The 22,574-nt window shown below is 71.9% G+C and carries 18 protein-coding genes; 7 read left to right on the forward strand and 11 right to left on the reverse strand.

The features are described 5' to 3' along the window. Nucleotides 1-201 precede the first annotated feature (201 nt). The 3 genes from ACZ5DS_RS09545 to ACZ5DS_RS09555 form a co-directional block, all read right to left on the reverse strand. Nucleotides 202-2,352 (reverse strand): tetratricopeptide repeat protein, encoded by a 2,151-nt coding sequence (locus ACZ5DS_RS09545; RefSeq protein ID WP_468235514.1) that lies wholly within the window; start codon nucleotides 2,350-2,352, stop codon nucleotides 202-204. Nucleotides 2,353-2,438: 86 nt separating this feature from the next. After that, the gene (locus ACZ5DS_RS09550; RefSeq protein ID WP_468235516.1) at nucleotides 2,439-4,079 is read right to left on the reverse strand and encodes an ABC-F family ATP-binding cassette domain-containing protein; all 1,641 of its coding nucleotides are present in this window, start codon (nucleotides 4,077-4,079) and stop codon (nucleotides 2,439-2,441) included. Then, nucleotides 4,079-5,185: an oxidoreductase gene (locus tag ACZ5DS_RS09555; RefSeq protein WP_468235518.1), complete on the reverse strand. Its 1,107-nt coding sequence runs from the start codon at nucleotides 5,183-5,185 to the stop codon at nucleotides 4,079-4,081. The genes ACZ5DS_RS09550 and ACZ5DS_RS09555 overlap by 1 nt, the downstream gene beginning before the upstream one ends. Nucleotides 5,186-5,275: 90 nt before the next feature. Here ACZ5DS_RS09555 and ACZ5DS_RS09560 point away from each other — a divergent pair, with 90 nt between their 5' ends. Then, nucleotides 5,276-6,184 (forward strand): FAD-dependent oxidoreductase, encoded by a 909-nt coding sequence (locus ACZ5DS_RS09560; protein WP_468236394.1) that lies wholly within the window; start codon nucleotides 5,276-5,278, stop codon nucleotides 6,182-6,184. Nucleotides 6,185-6,712: 528 nt separating this feature from the next. Here the strand turns inward: ACZ5DS_RS09560 and ACZ5DS_RS09565 are convergent. Continuing rightward, entirely contained in the window at nucleotides 6,713-8,683 is a 1,971-nt protein-coding gene (locus ACZ5DS_RS09565) for a Xaa-Pro dipeptidyl-peptidase (protein ID WP_468235520.1), read from the reverse strand. Between the two features lie 171 nt (nucleotides 8,684-8,854). On the opposite strand from ACZ5DS_RS09565, the gene ACZ5DS_RS09570 reads away from it, so the two are divergent. Continuing rightward, complete coding sequence (locus ACZ5DS_RS09570; RefSeq protein WP_468235522.1) at nucleotides 8,855-10,348, forward strand: M1 family metallopeptidase; 1,494 nt, start codon at nucleotides 8,855-8,857, stop codon at nucleotides 10,346-10,348. Between the two features lie 13 nt (nucleotides 10,349-10,361). Here ACZ5DS_RS09570 and ACZ5DS_RS09575 read toward each other — a convergent pair whose 3' ends face one another. The 3 genes from ACZ5DS_RS09575 to ACZ5DS_RS09585 are packed head-to-tail and all read right to left on the reverse strand — an operon-like array spanning nucleotide 10,362 to nucleotide 13,273. Continuing rightward, entirely contained in the window at nucleotides 10,362-11,279 is a 918-nt protein-coding gene (locus ACZ5DS_RS09575; RefSeq protein WP_468235524.1) for a PfkB family carbohydrate kinase, read from the reverse strand. Beyond that, nucleotides 11,276-11,764 carry a macro domain-containing protein gene (locus tag ACZ5DS_RS09580; protein WP_468235526.1) on the reverse strand — a complete coding sequence of 163 codons (489 nt, stop codon included), beginning with the start codon at nucleotides 11,762-11,764 and terminating at the stop codon, nucleotides 11,276-11,278. Before ACZ5DS_RS09580 ends, ACZ5DS_RS09575 begins: the two co-directional genes overlap by 4 nt. A gap of 42 nt (nucleotides 11,765-11,806) precedes the next feature. Then, nucleotides 11,807-13,273 carry an amino acid permease gene (locus ACZ5DS_RS09585; RefSeq protein WP_468235527.1) on the reverse strand — a complete coding sequence of 489 codons (1,467 nt, stop codon included), beginning with the start codon at nucleotides 13,271-13,273 and terminating at the stop codon, nucleotides 11,807-11,809. 245 nt (nucleotides 13,274-13,518) lie between these two features. Between ACZ5DS_RS09585 and ACZ5DS_RS09590 the strand changes: the two genes are divergently transcribed. Next, nucleotides 13,519-14,229 (forward strand): MerR family transcriptional regulator, encoded by a 711-nt coding sequence (locus ACZ5DS_RS09590; RefSeq protein ID WP_468235529.1) that lies wholly within the window; start codon nucleotides 13,519-13,521, stop codon nucleotides 14,227-14,229. Nucleotides 14,230-14,247: 18 nt separating this feature from the next. Then, nucleotides 14,248-15,063, forward strand: coding sequence for a hypothetical protein (locus tag ACZ5DS_RS09595; RefSeq protein WP_468235530.1), 816 nt, complete (start codon nucleotides 14,248-14,250; stop codon nucleotides 15,061-15,063). 126 nt (nucleotides 15,064-15,189) lie between these two features. Here ACZ5DS_RS09595 and ACZ5DS_RS09600 read toward each other — a convergent pair whose 3' ends face one another. Genes ACZ5DS_RS09600 through ACZ5DS_RS09610 form a run of 3 tightly spaced genes read right to left on the reverse strand, consistent with a single transcriptional unit; the run spans nucleotide 15,190 to nucleotide 19,834 of the window. Beyond that, on the reverse strand, nucleotides 15,190-17,367 hold the full coding sequence (locus ACZ5DS_RS09600) for a 3-hydroxyacyl-CoA dehydrogenase NAD-binding domain-containing protein (protein WP_468235532.1): 2,178 nt from the start codon (nucleotides 17,365-17,367) through the stop codon (nucleotides 15,190-15,192). A gap of 41 nt (nucleotides 17,368-17,408) precedes the next feature. After that, nucleotides 17,409-18,623, reverse strand: a complete 1,215-nt coding sequence (locus ACZ5DS_RS09605) for an acetyl-CoA C-acetyltransferase (protein ID WP_468235534.1) — start codon at nucleotides 18,621-18,623, stop codon at nucleotides 17,409-17,411. A gap of 50 nt (nucleotides 18,624-18,673) precedes the next feature. After that, nucleotides 18,674-19,834: a CaiB/BaiF CoA transferase family protein gene (locus tag ACZ5DS_RS09610; RefSeq protein WP_468235536.1), complete on the reverse strand. Its 1,161-nt coding sequence runs from the start codon at nucleotides 19,832-19,834 to the stop codon at nucleotides 18,674-18,676. Between the two features lie 201 nt (nucleotides 19,835-20,035). Here ACZ5DS_RS09610 and ACZ5DS_RS09615 point away from each other — a divergent pair, with 201 nt between their 5' ends. Both ACZ5DS_RS09615 and ACZ5DS_RS09620 read left to right on the forward strand, forming a co-directional pair. Continuing rightward, the gene (locus ACZ5DS_RS09615; protein WP_468235537.1) at nucleotides 20,036-21,214 is read left to right on the forward strand and encodes a saccharopine dehydrogenase family protein; all 1,179 of its coding nucleotides are present in this window, start codon (nucleotides 20,036-20,038) and stop codon (nucleotides 21,212-21,214) included. A 133-nt stretch (nucleotides 21,215-21,347) separates the two neighbouring features. Then, a complete protein-coding gene (locus ACZ5DS_RS09620; protein WP_468235539.1) occupies nucleotides 21,348-21,536 on the forward strand; it encodes a hypothetical protein in 189 nt (62 codons plus the stop codon). On the opposite strand, the gene ACZ5DS_RS09625 is transcribed toward ACZ5DS_RS09620, so the two are convergent. After that, on the reverse strand, nucleotides 21,500-22,207 hold the full coding sequence (locus ACZ5DS_RS09625; protein ID WP_468235540.1) for an endonuclease V: 708 nt from the start codon (nucleotides 22,205-22,207) through the stop codon (nucleotides 21,500-21,502). The two genes, ACZ5DS_RS09620 and ACZ5DS_RS09625, sit on opposite strands and share 37 nt — an antisense overlap. A gap of 60 nt (nucleotides 22,208-22,267) precedes the next feature. Here ACZ5DS_RS09625 and ACZ5DS_RS09630 point away from each other — a divergent pair, with 60 nt between their 5' ends. Continuing rightward, nucleotides 22,268-22,564 (forward strand): YciI family protein, encoded by a 297-nt coding sequence (locus ACZ5DS_RS09630; protein ID WP_468235542.1) that lies wholly within the window; start codon nucleotides 22,268-22,270, stop codon nucleotides 22,562-22,564. Nucleotides 22,565-22,574: the final 10 nt, after the last annotated feature.

Genomic DNA, 22,574 nt, shown 5'->3' on the forward strand with positions numbered 1-22,574 from the left:
CTTAGCGCGGAAAAAAGGGGAGGGGGGGAAAGAGGGGGGGGGGGCGGGGGGGGGAAACAAGAACAGGGGGGGGCGGGGGAGGGGGGGGGGGGCCCCCCCCCCCCCCCCGCCCCCCCCCCCCCCCCGCGCCTTCCCTGACCTGCGCCTTCCCGGATCTACGCCGCAGGTCGGACGCGTGGACGCCGCGGCTTCGGGCGCCGGTCAGTGATGGTGGCCGTAGACGATCGCCCTGGTGCCCGCGCGGGCGCAGGCCTCGTCGGCCAGGGCCCGCGCCTCGGCCGCTTCCCGTAAGCGGCCCGCGTCCTCCAGCGCCCGGGCGAGATTGGATCCGGTCAGCCCGGTCGCGTACCAGTTGTCGTACTCCTGACGGATGCGCAGCGAATCCTGGAGCGCGACGATCGCCTCCTCCGTCCGGCCCGCCGTGTACAGGGCCCAGCCGAGGCTGCTCAGGGAGTCGCCGTGATAGATGCGGTCGTGCCCCCGGTGCAGTGCGCAGGCCCGTCTGAAGGCGGCGGCCGCCTCGGCATGCCGTCCTCCCGCGTCCAGGGCGAGCCCGATGTTGTGCTGGGCCCGGCCCTCGTTCCACCGGTCGCCGAGGTCGCGGAACCGCCCGCGGGCCCTCACATGGGTGGTGAGCGCCAGGCCGTACGCGCCGGATCTGCGCTGGGCGAGGCCGAGGTTGTTCCAGGCCATGCCCTCGCCCGTCGCGTCCCCGGTCCGGTGGTAGAGGTGCGCGGCGTGCGTGAGCGGTTCGATGGCCGCGTCGGGGTCTCCCCCGCGCGACAGGGCGTTGCCGAGGTGATTGCAGACGGCCGCCTCGGCGCGCTCGTCCCCCAGCCGGTGGGCGAGGGGGCGCGCCGCGCGGCCGACGGCGATCCACTCCTCGAAGAAACGACGCCAGCGCAGATACCCGGCCAGGTGCAGGGCGAGGCCCACCCGGACCTCCGGCTCCTCGTCGTCCGGCCACAGCACGGCGGCGACGAGGTTCGCGTGCTCGACGTCGAACCAGGCCAGGGCGGCCTCCCGGCGCCGGACGGCGTCCGGGGAGGGGTCGTGCACCGGCGCGGGCAGATGGCGGTCACGGTCCGCGGCCTGCCGGTGGTAGTGCCGGCGGACCCGGGCCCGGGCCGTACGGGCCTCCCCGCCCGACTGCGGGTCCGCGGAGGCGAGGGCGCAGGCGTAGCTGCGGACGAGATCGTGGATGTGCCAGCGTTCCCGGACGTCGTCGCCGGGCTGGCCCCGTGTCACCAGGTGCGCGCACGCGAGGTCGTCGAGCACGTCCAACGCCTGCGGACCCGGCAGTCCGGTGATCACCGCGGCCGTGTCCGTGTCGTAGTCCGCGCAGGGGACCTGCGCCAGCAGACACAGGGCCCGGGCACGGCCGACGGGCAGGCGGCGCACGGAGGCCTCGAACACGGGCGCCAGCGCCAGCGGCCTGCCGTACTGGTCGACGCCCCGGCTGCGCAGGGTGTCGGTGAGATGGGTCCCGGAGCGGAGTTCCGTGACCAGGGAGGCGACGCGGCCCCGTGAGCGGTGGTGGCGCAGGAGCGCGGCCGCGATCTGCAGGGCGAGGGGCACGTGCCCGCACAGTCCCGTCAGTTCGCCGAGCGACTCGGCCTCCCGCTCCAGCCGGTCGTCTCCTTCCTCGCGCAGCCTCAGCGCCTCGGCGATGAGCGCGGTGGAGTCGCGCGGGCACAGCGGGCCGAGCGACAGTTCCCGGGCCGGCAGCGAGGGATGGGACTCCCGTGAGGTGAAGACGACGCGGTGCGCGTCGCTGCCCGGCAGGAGCGGCGGGAGCTGACCGGCCTCGCAGACGTTGTCGAACAGCAGCAGCACCCGCCTGCCCTCGTCGGCGAGCGTGGCCAGGCGGCTGAGGTACAGGGCGTGCTGGTCGACCTCCTCCGAGGGCAGATGGGCGCCGCCGACGCCGAGGGCGTACAGCAGGGACGCGACGGCCCTGGCGGGGGACACCGGGGTGTCGTCGTACCCCGCCAGGTCGAGGAACAGGATCCCGCCGGAGAACCAGCCCTCGTGCCGGGCGACATGGGCCGCACGCAGTGCGAGCGCCGTCTTGCCGATGCCGCCGAGACCGGTCACGGCCCACAGTTGGGACGAGTCGGTGGCCGCGGTGTCGTCCGGCGGCCGAAGGCCCCGCAGGAGCGCCGCCAGTTCGCGTTCCCTGCCGGTGAATCCGACCGGGGCGGCGGGCAGCGCGGACAGCACGTTCGGCCCGCTCGCGGGGTCTGCGTGCGTGGCGCCGAGCGAGACCGGACCGTAGAACCGGCCGCCGCGCAGGTCGACATGATCGCCGTACTGGGGGCTGCCCGTGGCCCCGCCCTCTGCTGTGTGCACCCGATCCTCCCCCACCGGTGGCACTTCGAGGCGCCATACGCTAGGGCATCCCGTGTCACTGCGGTATGTGATCGGGTGATTCCGCCCTAGCGCTCGGTCACCTTCCCGCTCGCCACCTCCAGGCGGCGGGTCACCCGGACCGCGTCCAGCATGCGCCGGTCGTGGGTGACCAGCAGGAGGGTGCCCTCGTAGGCGTCGAGGGCCGACTCCAGTTGCTCGATGGCGGGCAGGTCCAGGTGGTTCGTCGGCTCGTCGAGGACGAGGAGGTTCACGCCCCGGCCCTGGAGCAGGGCGAGCGCGGCGCGGGTGCGCTCGCCCGGGGAGAGGGTCGCGGCCGGGCGCAGGACGTGGTCGGCCTTCAGCCCGAACTTGGCGAGCAGGGTGCGGACCTCGGCCGGCTCGGTGTCGGGGACGGCCGCGCAGAACGCGTCGAGCAGGGACTCGGTTCCGTGGAACAGCTTGCGGGCCTGGTCCACCTCGCCGACCAGGACACCCTGGCCGAGCGCGGCATGTCCGGAGTCGAGCGGGATGCGGCCCAGCAGTGCGCCGAGCAGGGTCGACTTGCCGGCTCCGTTGGCTCCGGTGACCGCGACCCGGTCCGCCCAGTCGATCTGCAGCGACACGGGGCCGAAGGTGAAGTCGCCGCGCCGGACCTCGGCGTCGCGCAGGGTCGCCACGACCGCGCCGGAGCGCGGGGCGGCCGCGATCTCCATGCGCAGTTCCCACTCCTTGCGCGGCTCCTCGACCACCTCGAGACGCTCGATCATGCGCTGGGTCTGGCGGGCCTTGGCGGCCTGCTTCTCGCTGGCCTCGCTGCGGAACTTGCGGCCGATCTTGTCGTTGTCGTTGCCCGCCTTGCGCCGGGCGTTCTTCACGCCCTTGTCCATCCAGGACCGCTGCATCTGCGCGCGGTCCTGGAGGGCGGCCTTCTTGTCGGCGTACTCCTCGTAGTCCTCGCGGGCGTGCCGGCGGGCGACGTCCCGTTCCTCCAGGTAGGCCTCGTAGCCACCGCCGTAGAGGTTGATCTGCCGCTGGGCGAGGTCGAGTTCGAGGACCTTGGTGACCGTGCGGGTGAGGAACTCGCGGTCGTGGCTGACGACCACCGTCCCCGCGCGCAGGCCGGTGACGAATCGCTCCAGGCGCTCCAAGCCGTCCAGATCCAGGTCGTTGGTGGGCTCGTCCAGGAGGAAGACGTCGTAGCGGGAGAGCAGGAGGGAGGCGAGGCCGGCGCGGGCCGCCTGGCCGCCGGAGAGGGCGGTCATCGGCTGGTCCAGGTCGACGGCCAGGCCGAGGGAGTCGGCGATCTCCTCGGCGCGCTCCTCCAGGTCGGCGCCGCCGAGGTTCAGCCAGCGCTCCAGGCTGGTCGCGTACGCGTCGTCGGCGCCGGGTGCGCCGTCGACCAGTGCCTGCGTGGCCTCGTCCATCACGCGCTGTGCCTCGGCCACGCCGGTGCGGCGGGCCAGGAACTCCCGGACCGTCTCCCCCGGCCGGCGCTCCGGCTCCTGCGGCAGGTGGCCGACCGTCGCGGTGGGCGGGGACAGGCGCAGCTCGCCCTGCTCGGGCGGGGTCAGTCCGGCGAGCAGGCGCAGCAGGGTGGACTTGCCCGCACCGTTCGCGCCGACCAGCCCGATCACATCACCGGGCGCGACCACGAGGTCGAGCCCGGAGAAGAGGGAGCGGTCGCCGTGTCCGGCGGCGAGATTCTTGGCGACGAGGGTGGCAGTCATCAGGAGGCCGATCCTAATGTCCCCGGAGGGTGCCGCTCAGCAGGGTTTCCTGCCGTCCGCCGGGGGCCGGCCGGCCCTCGTCTCCCTATCGGCTGCACCAACACGCCTCCGGAGGTCCTGGCCACCACGAACGACTCCCCCTTCACCGCCTTCGGGTCCAGCGGAATGCGGTGCCGGCCGGGCTCCAGGATGCCGTCGAAGATCTCTCGGGTGTGGGTGCGGTAGAGCCGGTCGAGGCGGTACGCGGTGATGCGGACCCGGCACGGCGAGGTCACCTCGACGTCGGCCGCGCCGTCGGCGGCGACCAGATCGGTCAGGCGGCGCTGCGGGAGGGGGCTGCGGTCGAGGGCGTTCTCGATCTGCGCGACGAGCAGCGGGATGATCGGGGCCAGGCCGTCCACCTGGGCGACCTCCACCCCGGCCCGCTCGAACGCCTCTCGTACGGCGGCCCGTTCGGCCTCGGCGACGGCGCGTCCGAAGGCGACGGCGCCGTAGCCGCGCAGTTCCTCGGCGGGGACGGCGCGGGCGTCCTGGGTGATGTCGGCGCCGATGCCGATGGTGCGCAGCGCGGCGGCGAGTTTGGCGAGGACGGCGACCCGGGCGCCGATCAGCAGCACCCGGCGGCGGGGCGCGGGCGGGTCGTCGGCGTCCTCGAGCAGGGCGGCGAGGGCGGCGCGGTACTCGGCTCCGGCGAAGCGGAACGGCCCGATGCCGTGGTAGCCGCTGCGTTCCAGATCGGCGTGCTCGTCGGTCTGCCAGGCGAAGTCCCGCCAGATGTAGTCGTCGCCGTCCCGCTCGATGACGGCGGTGACCGCGCCGCAGCCCAGGTCCGCGCACTCGGGACAGCCGTAGATCACGAACCGGCCGTCCGGGAGCGGTGGTTCGGCCTCCAGTAACAGGCTGCGCACCTGCGCGGTGAAGATGGCCGGCGGGACATCGGAGGCGAGCGGGGAGACGGCGTCCAGGTCGGAGAGCTGGAACAGCAGCGGACGTCCGTCCACGACGAAGTCCACGAAGTCGCGGTGGACCTGGTAGCCGCCGTCGGCGAGGACACCGCCGGCGCGCATCGCCGGTGCCAGGCCGAAGGTCGCGTATGCGGCAGACATGCTGTGAGTATCCCCACAAGGGGACGGATATGAGCGCAGCATGACATTTTCCGTTAGCGTCCTGGCGTGGAGCGCGAGTCGGGTGACGAAGTGATCGTGGTCGGCAGCGGGGTCGCCGGGCTGACGACGGCCGTCCTGCTGGCCGAGTCGGGCCGCCGGGTCCGGGTGTGGGCCCGCGAGCCCGCCGAGCGCACGACCTCGGCGGTCGCCGGCGGGCTGTGGTGGCCGTACCGGATCGAGCCCGAGCCGCTGGTCGGCGCGTGGGCACTGGAGTCCCTGGGCGTGTACGAGGAGTTGGCCGGCCGCCCCGAGGTGACGGGCGTACGCCTGGTCGAGGGCGTACACCGGGGGATGCGTCTGGACGAGCTGGGTGCGTGGGCGGGCCGGGTGCCGGGGCTGCGGGCGGTGCCCGAAGGGCTGGCGGCGCGGCTGCCGTTGATCGACATGCCGGTCCATCTGGCGTGGCTGCGGGAGCGGTTCGCGAAGGCGGGGGGCGCGGTGGAGGAGCGGGAGGTGACGGACCTGGCCGCGGTGCCCGCCGCTGCGGTGGTCAACTGCACGGGGCTGGGGGCGCGTTCGCTGGTGCCCGATCCCGCAGTGCGTCCGGTGCGCGGGCAGCTGGTCGTGGTGGAGAACCCGGGGATCACGACGTGGTTCACGTCCGTCGAGCACTCCTCCGACGCCTCCACCTACTTCTTCCCACAGCCGGGCGGGCTGATCCTGGGTGGCACGGCGGAGGAGGACGCCTGGTCGCCGGAACCGGATCCCGCGACCGCCGCGGCGATCGTCGCGCGCTGCGCGGCCGTCCGGCCCGAGATCGCCGGGGCGCGGGTGCTGGCACACCGCGTGGGCCTCAGGCCCGCCCGGCACGCCGTACGGCTCGAACGGCAGCCCCTGCCGGACGGGCGTGTACTGGTGCACAACTACGGCCACGGCGGGGCCGGGATCACGGTGGCCTGGGGCTGCGCCCGGGAGGCGGCGGGGCTGACCGGGCCGTGAGTCGTGGACGCTGGTGTTGAGCTGAGCCGGAGGGGCACGCCGGTGCTGACGTGAGCCGGACGGGCGCGCCGGTGTCGACGTGAGTTGGACGGCGCGCCGGTGTCGACGTGAGCTGGACGGCGCGCCGGTGCTGACCTGAGCCGGATCGACGCGCGCCGGTGCTGCTGAGCCCGGACGAGCGCACCGACGCTGACCTGCACCGGAGAAGCACGCCGATGTTCACCCGAACCGGACGACCACACCGATGCTGACCTGCGCCGGACGGGCGCGCCGGTGTCGACGTGAGCTGGACGGCGCGCCGGTGCTGACCTGGCCGGATCGACGCGCGCCGGTGCTGCTGAGCCCGGACGAGCGCACCGACGCTGACCTGCGCCGAAGAGGCACGCCGGTGTCGACGTGAGCTGGAGGGCACGCCGGCGGGGACCTGCGCCGGAGGGGCGCGCCGGTGTTGAGCGGGCGACCGCGCGGAGGGTCGGCCGCTCAACACCGGGTGATGTGCCCCGAAGGGAACGCGTACTGCCTGAGTGATCAGTTCGCGGGGATGTGCTGGGCGGCCCGCGGGGCGCGTACGCCGTCCAGTGTCCGCGGTGCGGGTGCGGCGGACGCGCTGCCGGAGGTGGCCAGGGCGAACGCCGTCGTGCCGCCGACCAGAGGGAGCCGGGCCGTCGTGCGGGACAGGTCCAGGGTGAGGGTCGGCTTGGTGGACGCCGGTTCGATCAGGTCCCTGTCGGTGCCGGCGACGATGAGTGCCAGGCGGTGGCCCTTGGGGACGACGTGGTCGGTGGCCGCGAGGTCGAGGGTCATGGTGTACGCCTTGCCCGGGGTGAGCGGGACGCCCTTCCCGAGGGAGGCGTAGTGGCCGAGGTCGGCCCAGCCGCGGCTGAGGACCGTGTAGTCGACCTTGGCCGTCTTCGCCTTGGTCGCCTTGAAGCAGGCGCTGTCCCCGGCCGTGCTCTCGCCCCAGCACGTGCGGGAGACGAGCGTGGTGATGCCTTCGGCGCCGTCGGCGTAGTCGCGGATGGTGTCCGGGCCGAGGTCCACCAGCACGGCGGACAGGTGGGCCGAGGAGGTGGTCGGGGTGGCGGTCACGGTCACCTCGGAGGAGCCGGACAGGCGCAGGTCGTGGGTGAGCGGCGCCGTGATGAAGCCGGCCTTCTCGGGTGTGGGCGTGGTGAGGTGGGCGGCCCAGTCGGTCTCGCTCAGCCTCGGGTCGTCGGTGAACGCCTCGGTGCCGGTGGCCGGACGCAGGCCGAGGGTGCCGACGCCGGGCCGGGCGCCGGAGGCCGGGCGGAGCGTGGTGGTCACGGTGCCGTGCGGCGGCCACACCTTCGAGGTCACCCACTGGTCGGGGTGGCGCTCGATGTCGGCCATCGGCTCGCGCTCGATGCCGTTGTCGTAGCCGAGGAGTTCGTGGTCGAACCAGCGGTGCAGGGTGTCGGCCCAGGCGCCGCGCCGGTAGTCGAAGGGGTCGACATGGCCGGTCTGGGAGAGCCAGATCTTGCGCTGGACACCGTGCTTCGCCAGGGCGTCCCACCACTGACCGAAGTGCTTGGTGCGCACGTTGAGGTCCTGCATGCCGTGCACGAGGAACACGCTGGCCCGCACCTTGGCCGCGGCCTTGACGTAGTTCCGCTCGGTCCACAGCGGCGTCCAGTCCCCGCTGCGCGGGCTGCCGTCGGCGAGTTTCTTCTGTACGGCCGCGCAGTGGGCCTGCGCGCCGTCGCTCTCGACGAGCCCGGCCAGCTCGTCGGGGCCGCCGTCGTACAGCGCCGCGCCCTGGGCGAAGTAGTAGTCGTACCAGGAGGAGATGCCGCTGATCGGGACGATGGTCCTCAGACCCTTGACGCCGGTGGCCGCGACCCCGTTGGCGATCGTCGCGTCCCAGCTCTTGCCGATCATTCCGGTCCGGCCGTTCGTCCAGCTCGCCTTGACGGTGCGCGCGCCGGTCCGGGTCGTGTACGCCGTGGCGCGGCCGTTCAGCCAGTCGACCACCGCTTTTGCCGACCGGATGTCGGAGCGGCCGCCGACGTCGACGCAGCCGTCGGAGCGGTTGGTGCCCGTCAGGTCGACGCCGACGAAGGCGTAGCCGCGGGGCACGAAGAAGTTGTCGTAGAACAGCGGCATCTGGACGACGTGGCCGTGCGCGTCGTACGTCTTGCGCTGGCTCTCGTTGCCGCGTCCGCAGCAGGAGTAGTAGGGGCTGGCGTCCATGATGACCGGCACCTTGCGGCCCTGGCGGGCGGGTTCGGCGGGCCGGACGATGTCGGCCGCGACGCGGTCGTGTTTCCCGTCACCGTCCTCGTCGAGGCCGGTGTCCACCCAGGCCGACTCGCGGACGGCGTGGGCGTAGGAGTAGACGGGCCGGCTCTCGCGGGGTGCGGCGTGAGCAGGCTGCGCGGCGGTGGGGGTGAGGAAGGCGGCCAGCAGGGCTGTGACGGCCGCGGTCGCGAGCGTTCTCCAGATCGTGAAGCGCGTGCGCGTCGGGGTGCGTGTCGGCATGGGCGGACGGTACTCCGGTCAACTCCCGTGCAGAAGAGGGCAGCTGAGGGCGCGCCGGTTCATGTCGGCCGAATGGCGATCGTGTGACAGCGGTGGCCATGGACAGGTCAGGGGCCACAGCGACTGAATAGGCTCCGACCAGACTTCCTGTCCCGACGACTTGGAGCTGACGTGCACCGCAGAATCATCGCGCCCGGCGCACTCGCGGCGGCCTCCCTCCTGCTGGCGATCCCGGCATCGGCCGCGAGCTACACCCCTGGCGCGCCGGGCATCGGCGACCCCTACTACCCGAACTACGGCAACGGTGGCTACGACGTCTCGCACTACGACCTGAGGCTTCGGTACCAGCCGAAGACGGACGAGTTGCAGGGCACCGCGACCATCCTGGCGCGGACCACGCAGGATCTGTCCAGCTTCGACCTGGACTTCCTGCTGGACGTGAGCGAGGTGCGGGTCAACGGCGCCAAGGCGTCCTTCGCGACCTCCGGCCAGCACGAACTGGTCGTCACCCCGAAGACGCCGCTGGCCAAGGGCACGCCGGTCACCGTCGTCGTCCGCTACAGCGGGGTGCCGTCGGCGAAGAGCGCCTACGGTGTCACCACCTGGCACCGCACGCCGGACGGCGCGGTGGCCGCGGACGAGCCCGAGGCCGCCTGGTGGTGGTTCCCGAGCAACGACCACCCGAGCGACAAGGCCACCTACGACGTGTCGGTGGCCGTCCCGGACGGCACCCAGGCCATCTCCAACGGCACGCTGCAGTCGACCGGTTCGAAGCTGGGCTGGACCCGCTACAACTGGCGGCAGAACAAGCCGCAGGCGACCTATCTGGCCACGCTCGCGGTCGGGAAGTTCGACATCACGACGAGCACCTCCGAGGGCGGGGTGCCGGTCGTCAACGCCTACAGCAAGGACCTCGGCGACAACGACGGTGCCGCGCGGGCGAGCGTGGAGCGCACCGGGGAAGTCGTGGACTGGCTGAGCGGCTATTTCGGGCCGTATCCGTTCGGCTCGGCCGGCGGGTACGTGCCGAACACCACGACCGGCTTCGCACTGGAGACGCAGACCCGCGTCTACTACAGCCAGAAGCAGTTCGCGAACGGCTCCAACACCTCCGTCGTCGTGCACGAGCTCGCCCACCAGTGGTACGGCGACGACGTGTCGCTGAAGGGCTGGAAGGACATCTGGATCAACGAGGGCTTCGCGCGCTACGCGCAGTGGCTGTGGTCCGAGCACGAGGGCGAGGGCACCACTCAGGAACTCGCCGACTACGTGTACGCCTCGCACCCGGCCGACGACGCGTTCTGGACGGTCAAGCCCGGTGACCCGGGTCCGGACGACCAGTTCCACATCGCCGTGTACGACCGGGGCGCCCTCGCCCTCCAGGCGCTGCGCAACGGGATCGGCGACGACGCGTTCTTCGCGATCCTGAAGGGCTGGCCGAAGGAGCACGCGTACGGCAACGCGTCCGTGGCCGACTTCCAGAGGTACGCCGAGCAGGTGTCCGGCAAGCCGCTGGCCGCGCTGTTCGACACCTGGCTGTTCCAGCCGTCGAAGCCGGCCGCGCCCGCCGCCCGCACGGCGTCCCTCGTGAAGACGGGTACGGCGGTCGTGCAGCCGAAGTCGTGGAAGAAGATCGAGGCGACGAACGAGGTGCACGGGCACTGACGCCCCGGGCACCTCACGGTCTCGGCTCGGCCGCCCGCCCGAGCAGTTCGTCCCGGCCGATCGCGTCCCCGCGGGCGGCCGGGACCGTGCAGGCGTACGCCCCGGCGACCGCGCCGTAGAGGGCGCACCGCAGGGGCGCCTCGCCGGTGAGGCGGCCGTAGAGGAACGCGGCGGCGAAGGCGTCGCCCGCGCCGTTGGAGTCGACCACCGGCGCGGGCGGAGCCACGGCCGGTATCCGGTTCAGCTCGCCGTCGGCCAGCAGATACGCGCCCTCGGCGCCCGCGGTGGCGATGACGGCCTCCGCCCGGCCGCGCTCGGCGATGCGCCGCAGGGTCCGCTCGGGGTCGGTCAGCGCGGCCACCGAGAGGAAGACGACGTCCGCCGCGAGCGCGAACGGCTCGTGGTACGGGTTCTCGCCGTCCCAGTCGTGCAGATCGGTGGAGAGGGGTATGCCCGTCTCGGCCAGCACCGGCAGGGCGTGGGCGCAGGGCTGGGTGATGGTCACGTGGACGTGCCGACTCGCCGCCGCCAGCGTGCGCAGGGTCTCCTCGGGGAAGTGGTCGTCGGTGTGGGCGCGGCTGGTGTCGTACAGGGACAGACGGCGCCCGTCCGGGCCCACGAGGTTCACCGCGCGCTTGGTCCCGGCGGGCTGTGGGAGCGCGGTGAGCCCGATGTCCCACTCCTGGTGCAGTGCGCGGACGAGGTCGCCCTCGGGGTCGTCGCCGAGCAGATCAAGGTGGTGGGTGCGCAGTCCCAGCGCGGCCAGTCCCAGCGCGACGAAGTCACCGGTCTGCCCGGCCCGGGTGCGGATCCCGGAGTCGATCATGTAGCTGTCGGCGTACGGGAGCGGCAGTTCGGGGACAGGGACGATCGTGTCCACACCGGCTCCGCCCAGCACCAGAACGTCGTGGCCGCCTACCTGCGCGGTCATCCCCCGCCCTCCCCGTGGTCGTACACCGTCACTGCGATCCCGCGCTGCACCAGCCGCTCGGTGATGAGCGGCTCTATGCGGGCCCACTTGCCGCCCGCCAGGCCGCAGCCTATGCGGGGCATGTGCACGGACGCGCCGAGTTCGATCACTTCGTCGGCGAGGCGGCCGAGGGCGGTGTCGATGGCCTCGTAGCGGACCGGGACGCCCTTGCTGCCGCTGCGGATGCCGCGCTGGCCGACCATGTTGGCCACCCAGACGTACGGCTCGACCTTGACCATCTGCACGGCGCCCAGGCCGAAGTCGTTCCCGGCCCGGTCGCGGTGCCATGCCCGGTACGCCGCCTCCGGCTCCGGCCAGCGGCGCGAGAGCGCCAGGACGAAGCCCTTCCCCCAGCCCCCGATGTCGTTGCAGACATGGGCGATCACCTTGACGCCCTTGACCGACGGAACGGTGGCGTCACCCCGGACATACATGATCTCCGACATGACGCCACCGTAGGCGGTGCCACTGACAGTGGCGGTGAGCTGCTACTTCGCCAGCTGCGACAGTTCCTTGTCGGTGTCCTTGGACACCCGGCGGCGGACGGCGAACCAGCCGGCGACCAGCAGCAGGGCGATCACCGGGATGAGGAGCAGGGTCTTGCGGCCGACCTCGGGGTCGTTCCACATCATGCCGAGGCAGACCAGCAGGAAGGTGATCGTGGCGATCTCCGTGACCGGGCTGCCCTTGAGGCGGAAGTGCGGCCGGGTGGCCAGGCCCGCGCGGGCCCGCCGGACGAAGATCATGTGGCAGAGCATGATGATCACCCAGGTGCTGATGATGCCGAGGGAGGCGATGTTCAGCACGATCTCGAAGGCCTGGCTGGGCATCAGGTAGTTCAGGCCGACGCCGAGCACGCACACCGCGCAGGTCAGCAGGATGCCGCCGTAGGGGACCTGGCTGCGGTTCATGCGCGCGGTGAACTTCGGGGCGGAGCCCGCCATGGCCATGGAGCGCAGGATGCGGCCGGTGGAGTACAGGCCGGAGTTCAGCGAGGACATGGCGGCGGTCAGCACGACCAGGTTCATCACGTCACCGGCCGCGGGAACACCGATCTTCGACAGGACCGTGACGAACGGGCTCTGGTCGGCGGAGTACACGGAGCCCGGCAGCAGCAGGGCGAGCAGCACGACCGAGCCGACGTAGAACAGGCCCACACGCCACATGATCGAGTTCACCGCGCGCGGGACGACCTTCTCCGGCTCGGCGGTCTCGCCGGCGGCGACGCCGACCAGCTCCAGCGCGGCGTACGCGAAGATCACGCCCTGCATGACCAGGACGACCGGCATCACACCGTGCGGGAAGACACCGCCGTGGTCGGTGATCACGTTCAGGCCGGGGGTGTGGCCGCCGACCTTGTGCTGGGTGGCGAGCAGGAAGATGCCGATCAGCATGAAGCCGACGATGGTGGCGACCTTGACGATCGCGAACCAGAACTCCATCTCGCCGAAGATCTTCACCGAGATCAGGTTCACGGCCAGCACGACGGCGAGCGCGATCAGCGCCAGCACCCACTGCGGGATGGACGTGAACATGCTCCAGTAGTGCGTGTAGAGCGCGATCGCGGTGATGTCGGCGATGCCGGTGGTCGACCAGTTCAGGAAGTACATCCAGCCGGCGACGTAGGCGCCCTTCTCGCCGAGGAACTCGCGCGCGTACGACACGAAGGAGCCGGAGGACGGCCGGTACAGGACCAGCTCGCCGAGGGCGCGGACGACGAAGAAGGCGAAGACGCCGCAGACCAGGTAGGCCAGGGCGAGCGCCGGGCCCGCGTTGTGCAGGCGGCCGCCGGCGCCCAGGAGGAGTCCGGTGCCGATGGCGCCGCCGATGGCGATCATGTTGACGTGGCGGGCCTTGAGGTCCTTGCTGTAGCCGGCGTCGCCCGCGTCCGCGGGCGTCTGGGCCGCCTGGGGACGCGCGGCGGCCTGGGCCGTTTCCACGGCTTCGTTGCTCACGGGTGGTTCCACTTCCTGGTGGGCCCGGACCTCGTGGGCCCGGGTGTCCGTACAGTTCGGCCCGCACCACCCTGGTGTGTCGCGGCACAGACCAAGGCAGCAGCTTCCCAGAGAGGTCGCCGGATACGCGGTGGCCCATGTCACAGAGCGTTACTTCTCACATGATCCATACAGGGTCCATGCGGGGTCCACATCCCGTTCACCACAGGTTTCACACTCCTGGTGAGACAGCGATACTGCTGCACATGACGACCGAAGCCGAGGAGCCGACCCTCACCATCGACGAGCTGGCCGCCCGGGCCGGCGTCACGGTCCGCACCGTCCGCTTCTACGGCAGCAAGGGGCTTCTCCCGCCGCCGGTGATCGGTCCGCGCCGGGTGGGCCGCTACGGATCTGGGCACGTGGCGCGGCTGGCCCTCATCGAGGAGCTGCAGCAGCAGGGCATGACGCTCGCGGCGATCGAGCGGTATCTGGGGCGGCTGCCGCCGGACCTGACCGCGCACGACCTCGCCGTGCACCGGGCGGTGGTGTCGTCCTGGGCCCCGGACCACACGGAGACACTGCCGCGCGAGGAACTCCAGCGGCGGGCCGGGCGGCCCCTGGACGACGGGGACCTGGACCGGCTCACGGCGATGAACGTCGTCGAGCGGGCCGGTGACGCCTACCGCGTCGACCTGGGTCTGCTCCGGCTCGGCGTCGAGTTGCTCGACGTACCGCTGTCCCAGGAGGCGATCCTGGCGGCCCGCAAGGTGCTCCTGGAGCACTCGCGCGCGGCAGCCCACGAGCTGTCGCAGCTCCTGCGGAGCCAGGTGGCGGAACGGGACACGAAAGACGTGCGGTCGCTCTCCGCCGACATGCAACCTCTGGTGGTACAGGCCCTGCTGACGACCTTTCAGCGCTCCCTGAAGCAGGAACTGCGCACCTGGCTCAAGGAGTCGCAGTCCTCTGCGCAGTGATCGCGTACCGTCCCCGTCGTGAGTACAGAACTCGTCGTCGCCTCGATCTCGGGGGCCGTGGCTTTGACAAGTGTGGTTCTCAGCGTGCGCGCCAGCAGCCGACAGGCACTTCTGGCCGCGGAGTTGGAACGCCAGACCACGGCGCTCGCGCGAGACGCGGACCGTCAGGATGTGATGAGCCATGTCCGCGATCCGCTCCTGTGGGCCGCCTACGATCTTCAGTCGCGGATCTACAACATGTCGCGCAGCCGGTTCGGGTTCCTGACCCTCTACTACAAGGAGGGCAGCCCGCAGGAACGGGAGTACGCACGCCGCAACACGCTGTACGTGATAGCGGAATACTTCGGCTGGGTCGAGATCCTTCGGCGGCGGATCCAGTTCCTGGACACGGGCAGTCGAGAAGAGAACCGGAAGGTGGTGGAACTCCTTCACCAGGTCTCCATCGGATTCAACTCGGACCGCAACCGAGGCGCGCGGTTCCGGCTGTTCCGGGGTGAACAGCGGGCCATCGGCGAGTTGGTGATCAGTCCGGACGGGGACCAGCAAGGCTGTATCGGCTATGCGGAGTTCTGCCGACGCCTCGAGACCGACGAGGCGTTCGCAGCCTGGTTCGCCTCCCTGGACGAGTCGATTCGAGCGCTGGGCGACGACTTCCGTTTCGAGCCGCGGCTGGTCGAGATCCAGCACGCGCTCATCGAGCTGATCACGTTCCTGGATCCGAACGGCGAGCGGTTCACTCGAAGCACGACGCGCAAGCTGCCCCGGGAGAGGCCGCCAACGCCCCCATGGCTCAGCGGCCTTGTAGCGGACGTCTCCGATATCGCCGGTGGGTGAGGACCCGGACGTCCTGAGCCGCCGGAACAGCCTTGTCGGCGCGCCCCCGGCGGGGACGGGACCGGAAGCGGATCGGCGACCGGTCCACGCCCCGGCGAAGCGGTGGCGTACCGCTGAGCGTCCCGCTCAGCGGGCGTCGGTGAAGGTCACCCCCTGCTCCGCCTTCTCCACGAGCAGCGCGGGCGGGTTGAAGCGCTCGCCGTAGCGCTCGGCGAGTTCACGCGCGCGTGCCACGAATCCAGCCAGGCCGCCCTCGTAGCCGTTGATGTACTGGAGCACGCCACCGGTCCAGCCGGGGAAGCCGATGCCGAAGACGGAGCCGATGTTGGCGTCGGCGACCGAGGTCAGCACGCCCTCTTCGACGAGGCGGACCGTGTCGAGCGCCTCGGAGAAGAGCATCCGCTCCTGCATGTCGCGGAACGGGATCTCGTACCCGGCCTTCGTGAAGTGCTCGCGCAGGCCCGGCCACAGCCCGGCCCGCTTGCCGTCCTCCGTGTAGTCGTAGAAGCCGGCGCCGCCGCTGCGGCCGGGGCGGCCAAACTCGTCGACCATGCGGTCGATGACCGTCTCGGCCGGGTGCGCGGTCCAGGTGCCGCCCGCCTCCTCGACGGCCTTCTTCGACTCGTTGCGGATCTTGCGCGGGAGGGTGAGGGTCAGCTCGTCCATCAGGGAGAGCACCTTGGCCGGGTAGCCGGCCTGGGCGGCGGCCTGCTCCACGGAGGCGGGCTCGATGCCCTCCCCCACCATGGCGACACCCTCGTTGATGAAGTGACCGATCACCCGGGAGGTGAAGAAGCCGCGCGAGTCGTTGACGACGATCGGCGTCTTGTTGATCTGCCGGACCAGGTCGAAGGCGCGCGCGAGAGCCTCATCGCCGGTCCGCTCGCCCTTGATGATCTCCACCAGCGGCATCTTGTCGACAGGCGAGAAGAAGTGGAGACCGATGAAGTCGGTCTGGCGCTCCACGCCCTCGGCGAGGGCGGTGATCGGCAGGGTGGAGGTGTTGGAGCACAGCAGTGCGTCCGGCGCGACGACGGACTCGATCTCCTGGAAGACCTTGTGCTTGAGGGCCGTGTCCTCGAAGACGGCCTCGATCACCGCGTCGCAGCCCGCGAGGTCGGCGACCTCGGCGGTGGGGGTGATGCGGGCGAGCAGCGCGTCGGCCTTCTCCTGGCTGGTACGGCCCTTGGCGACGGCCTTGGCACACAGCTTCTCGGAGTAGCCCTTGCCCTTGGCGGCCGCCTCCGGGGAGACGTCCTTCAGGACGACGTCGATGCCCGCTCGGGCGCACGAGTAGGCGATGCCGGCGCCCATCATGCCGGCGCCCAGGACGGCGACCTTGCGGACCTGGCGGGGCTCGATGCCCTGGGGGCGGTTGGCGCCGGAGTTGACGGCCTGGAGGTCGAAGAAGAACGCCTGGATCATGTTCTTGGAGGTCTGTCCGGCGGCCAGCTCCACGAAGTAGCGGGCCTCGATGACCTGGGCCGTCTCGAAATCGACCTGGGAGCCCTCGACGGCCGCGGCGAGGATGTTGCGCGGCGCCGGGTAGGGCGCGCCGTTCGTCTGCTTGCGCAGGGTGGCCGGGAAGGCGGGCAGGTTGGCGGCGAACTTGGGGTTGGCCGGCGTACCGCCCGGGATCTTGTAGCCGGGCTTGTCCCAGGGCTGCTGCGACTCGGGGTTGGCGTCGATGAAGGCGCGGGCCTTGGCGAGCAGTTCCTCGGGCGTGGCGGCGACCTCGTGGACCAGGCCGTTCTCCTGGGCGCGCCGGGCGTTGTACTGCTGGCCCTGGAGGAGCACCTTCAGCAGGGCGTCCGCGATGCCCAGCAGCCGTACGGTGCGGACGACGCCGCCTCCGCCGGGGAGCAGGCCGAGGGTGACCTCGGGGCAGCCGATCTTGGTGCCGGAGGTGTCCAGGGCGACCCGGTGGTGGCAGGCTAGGGCGAGTTCGAAACCGCCGCCCAGGGCCGCGCCGTTGATCGCGGCGACGACCGGCTTGCCGAGGGTCTCGATGCGGCGCAGGTTGCGCTTGATGGCGAGGCCGCCGTCGAAGAGGTCCTGCGCGGTCTCCGGGGTGACCCGGATCAGGTCGCGCAGGTCGCCGCCCGCGAAGAAGGTCTTCTTGGCGGAGGTGAAGATGATGCCGCGGATGGAGTCCTGCTCGGCCTCCAGGCGGTCGGTGATCGCGGCGAGGGAGTCGCGGAACGCCTGGTTCATGGTGTTCGCGGACTGGCTCGGGTCGTCGAGGACGAGGGTGACGACACCGGTGTCGTCCTGCTCCCAGCGGATGGTGGTGCTCTCGGTCATGACAGTCGTCTCCGTTGAAGTCTTGTGATGCCGCGGGGAGTTCAGATGCGCTCGACGATGGTGGCGATGCCCATGCCGCCGCCCACGCAGAGGGTGGCGAGGCCGTACCGCTTGTCCTGGCGCTCCAGTTCGTCCACGAGCGAGCCGAGGATCATCGCGCCGGTCGCACCGAGCGGGTGGCCGAGGGCGATGGCGCCGCCGTTGACGTTGACCTTGTCCAGGGACAGGCCCATGTCCTTGACGAACCGCAGCACGACCGCGGCGAACGCCTCGTTGATCTCGACCAGGTCGATGTCGTCGATGGTCAGGCCGGCCTTGGCGAGCGCCTTGCGGGTGGCGGGCGCGGGACCCGTGAGCATGATGGTGGGCTCGGAGCCGGAGACCGCGGCGGAGACGATCCGCGCGCGCGGGGTGAGGCCGTAGCGCTCGCCGACCTCCTTGGAGCCGATCGCGACCAGCGAGGCGCCGTCCACGATGCCGGAGGAGTTGCCCGCGTGGTGGACGTGGTCGATCTTCTCCACCCAGTGGTACTTCTGCAGCGCGACGGCGTCGAAGCCGCCCATTTCGCCGATGTCCGCGAACGACGGCTTGAGCCCCGCGAGGGAGTCGGCGGTGGTGCCGGGGCGCATGTGCTCGTCGTGGTCCAGGACGACCAGGCCGCTGCGGTCCTTGACCGGGACCACGGAGCGGTCGAAGCGGCCCTCCTTCCAGGCGGTGGCGGCGCGCTCCTGGGACAGGGCCGCGTACTCGTCGACGTCACGCCGGGAGAATCCCTCGATGGTGGCGATGAGGTCGGCGCCGATGCCCTGCGGCACGAAGTTGACGGCCAGGTTGGTCATCGGGTCGTTGAACCAGGCGCCACCGTCCGAGGCCATCGGCACGCGCGACATGGACTCCACGCCACCGGCCAGCACGAGGTCCTCCCAGCCGGAGCGGACCTTGGCGGCGGCCAGGTTGACGGCCTCCAGGCCCGAGGCACAGAAGCGGTTCTCCTGGACGCCCGCGACCGTGTCCGGCAGTCCGGCGGCAATGGCAGCGATCCGGGCGATGTCGGAGCCCTGGTCGCCGACCGGGCCGACGACGCCGAGGACGATGTCGTCGATGGCGGCCGGGTCGAGGCCCGGGAAACGGTCGCGGATCTCGTGGATCAGGCCGACGACCAGGTCGATGGGCTTCGTGCCGTGCAGGGCGCCGTTCGCCTTGCCGCGGCCGCGCGGGGTGCGGATCGCGTCGTACACGTACGCTTCGGTGCTCACTGGGGTGCCTTTCGGGAGGGTGGGCCGGGCGGGTCGTCGGGCGGGCGGGCTCAGTCGCCGTCCGTGACCAGGTCGTCGTTCACGAGGTCAGGTATGCCCCAATCCCGCGCCACCGTCTCCGTGTCGGCGCCAGGCAGGGCGGGGCCGGTGCGGATGGTCGTCGGCGTCGCGGAGAAGCGCGGTGCGGGGGCCGGCTGGGTGATGCCGCCGTGGTCGGTGAAGGTGCCGCGGGCGGCCAGGTGCGGGTTCTGCGGGGCCTCCCGCAGCGACAGGACGGGCGCCACGCAGGCGTCGGAGCCCTCGAAGACGGCCGTCCACTCGTCCCGCGTGCGAGACCTGAAGCGGGCGGCGACGCGCTCGCGCAGCTCGCCCCAGCGGGTCCAGTCCTTGCGGGCCGGGGCCAGGTCGTCCAGGCCGAGCAGGTGCAGGAACTCCTCGTAGAACCGGGCCTCCAGGGCGCCGACCGCCATGTACCCGCCGTCGGCGGTCTCGTAGGTGCCGTAGTACGGGCAGCCGCCGTCCAGGAGGTTCGCGCCGCGCCGGTCCTGCCAGCCGCCCGCGGCCAGCATGCCGTGGATCATCGCGGACAGGTGCGCGGCGCCGTCCACGATGGCCGCGTCCACGACCTGTCCGGTGCCGGTCGCGCGCGCGTGGTGCAGGGCGGCGAGGACGCCGACGACCAGGTAGAGGGAGCCGCCCGCGTAGTCGCCGAGCAGGTTGGCGGGGACGGCCGGGGGCTCGTCCGGGCGGCCGATCATGCCGAGGGTGCCGGTGAGAGCGATGTACGCCACGTCGTGCCCCGCGCGGTCGGCGAGGGGGCCTTCCTGGCCCCAGCCGGTCATCCGGCCGTAGACCAGCCGGGGGTTGCGGGCGTGGCAGTCCTCGGGGCCGACGCCGAGCCGCTCGGCCACTCCGGGGCGGTAGCCCTCGATGAGCACGTCGGCCCGTCCGGCGAGGTCCAGCACGCGCGCGGGGCCGTCCGGTGCCTTGAGGTCGACGACCACCGAGCGTTTGTTGCGGTTCGTGACGTCGTACGCGGGGTCGATCGCGAGGCCCGGGCCGCCCGGGCGGTCCACCCGGACCACGTCGGCGCCCAGGTCGGCGAGGAGCATGGCGGCGAACGGGCCCGGCCCGATACCGGCCAGCTCCACCACGCGCACGCCGCTGAGCGGGCCGTGCCCCGGCGCAGTCGGCGTCCCTGCCGTCCTCATCCCGTCCTGCCCCCAAGCCCATGTGACACAACTGATGTAACACCGGTGATGCTAAGAACACGTTCCACCGGGCACAAGACCTAACGAGCAAGCGCTTAGACAAGTGCCCGCACGGCCCTGCCGAGGCCGTATCCGGGTCCGTACGCTTCACGCTAGCCTCGGCCACCGACAGCGGCGCGCGCTGCACGAGCAAGGGGTGTCATGAGCAGGATGAAGACGACGGACCGTCCCTACGACGTCGTGCTCTTCGGGGCCACCGGCTTCGTCGGCACGCTCACCGCGGAGTACCTCGCCGCCCACGCCCCCGAGGACCTGCGCTGGGCGATCGCGGGCCGCGACGAGAAGAAGCTGGAGCAGCTGCGCGAACGGCTCCCCGGTGGCTCCGGCATCGGGGTGCTCCGCGCCGACGTACGAGAACCGGCCACCCTGCGCGTGCTCGCCGAGCACGCGCGCGTGGTGGCCACGACCGTGGGGCCGTACATCACCCACGGCGAGGAACTCGTCGCCGCCTGCGCGGACACCGGCACCGACTACCTCGACCTCACCGGCGAGCCCGAGTTCGTGGACCTCATGTACGTCCGGCACGACGCACGCGCGCGGGAGACCGGCGCCCGCCTGGTGCACGCCTGCGGCTTCGACTCCGTACCGCACGACCTGGGCGTGTACTTCACCGTCCGGCAGCTGCCGGAGGGAGTGCCGCTGACCGTGGACGGGTTCGTGACCGCCGACGCGACGTTCTCCGGCGGCACGCTGGCCTCGGCGCTGAACCAGTTCGCGCGCGGCCGGCAGCTGGTGGCCGCGGCCCGCGAACGCGGCCGGTACGAGCCGCGCCTGATGGAGCGCCGGGTGGCGGCACCGACGGGCGTGCCGCGGTTCGCGAAGGAGGTCGGCGCCTGGGCGCTGCCGCTGCCGACCATCGACCCGCAGATCGTGCGCCGCTCGGCGAAGGCCCTGGACCGGTACGGCCCCGACTTCCGCTACCGGCACTATGCGGCCGTCCGGCACCTGCCGGTCGCCGCGGGTGGCGTCGCCGCCGTCGGCGCACTCCTCGCCGCCGCCCAACTGCCGCCCGCGCGGCGCTGGTTGTCGGACCGGCTGCGGCCCGGGGACGGGCCGGGTCCGGAGAAGCGGGCGAAGAGCTGGTTCCGGGTGCGCTTCGTCGGCGAGGGCGGCGGGCGGCGCGTGTTCACCGAAGTCGCGGGCGGCGACCCGGGCTACGACGAGACGGCGAAGATGTTCGCCGAGGCGGCCCTCAGCCTGGCCTTCGACGAGCTGCCGCCGACCGCCGGACAGGTCACCCCGGCCGTCGCGATGGGAGACGCGCTGACGCAGCGGCTGCGCGCGGCGGGGATCACCTTCCGGGTGGCGGCGGATCGCTAGGCCTCGGGCCTTCCCTGCGCTTTGAGACTTTCTGAGGCGGGCACTGGCGGCAGCCTGCCGCTCTGCGCCCAGGACCTTCACCGGGACCTTCAATGAGACGCTTGAAGCCCAGGCCGAAGGAGGAGGAACGGCAGTGAAGTTCGTACTCGAAGTGACCGTGGACGAGGGCGCGTCGGCGGCGGACCGAGCCGGCGAGCTGGGGCGGATCCTGCGCTACTGGGGCGGCAACCTCCGCCACTACGCCCTCGAACCCGGCGACGGCTCCGCCGTCCTCGACTCGCGGTATCAGGAGGTCGGTGCCTGGCGCATCGACGCCTCCTGAAGCGCCCGCCGGCACAGCGCGTCCGCCCGGCGGGTGGTCTCCGGCAGGCGGTACGCGGGCGTCAGGGCCAGGGTGTGCGCCAGGGCGTTGTCGAGGCTCACCCGGTGGCCGACGGAGACGAAGACCGGCTTGACGCCGTCCCGGGTGCGCAGGGCGCGGCCGACCTCCTCACTGCCGGCGAGGAGCGGTGCGGAACTGCCCCGCGCGTGCCCGGGGTCGTCGTACGTGAAGGTGAACGGGTTCTTGGCGACGCCGATGGTGGGCAGGTCCGTGAGCACGCCGAGATGGCTGGCGAGGCCGAAGCGGCGCGGGTGGGCGAGGCCGTAGCCGTCGCACACGACCAGGCCCGGCGGGCAGGGCAGGGCGTCCAGGGCGGCTCGCACGGTCGGGATCTCGCGGAAGGCGAGCAGTCCGGGCACGTAAGGGAAGGAGATCCGGCCGACGGCCGTCGCCTGTGCGACGACGTCCAGAGTGACCGCGTCCAGGACGACGGCCGCCGCGGCGACGAGGTCGCGGTCGTCGTCGTAGGCGACGTCGACGCCCGTGACATGTCCCGTCCCGGGCGGTGGCCCCGGCTCGTCGAGCACCACCCGCCCGCGCAGCTCGTCCTGGACGGCGCGGGCCTCTTCCTCGGTCGCGGGCCAGCCCGCGGGTACGCCTACGGTCGTCATATGGCCAAGACTGTACGGTCCGCCCGCGCCCGGACGGGTCCCGGGGGTAGGCTCGCGATCATGTTCGTGCTGGAGCTCACCTACACCGCCCCGCTCGACGCCGTGGACGCCGTGATACCGGCGCACCGGGCCTGGCTCGACGAGCAGTACGAGAAGGGTTTCTTCCTCGCCTCCGGGCGCAAGGAACCCCGCGACGGCGGGGTGATCCTGGCCGTCGCGGAGAACCGCGCACGCATCGAGGAGATCGCCGCGGGCGACCCGTTCGTCGCCGCCGGGGTGTGCACGTACCGCATCACCGAGTTCCTCGCCACGATGACGGCCCTCGAGCTGGAACGCCACCGGCAGACGCCGGGCTGAGCCCGAAGGC

The organism is Streptomyces sp. NPDC031100 (genome assembly GCF_055570785.1).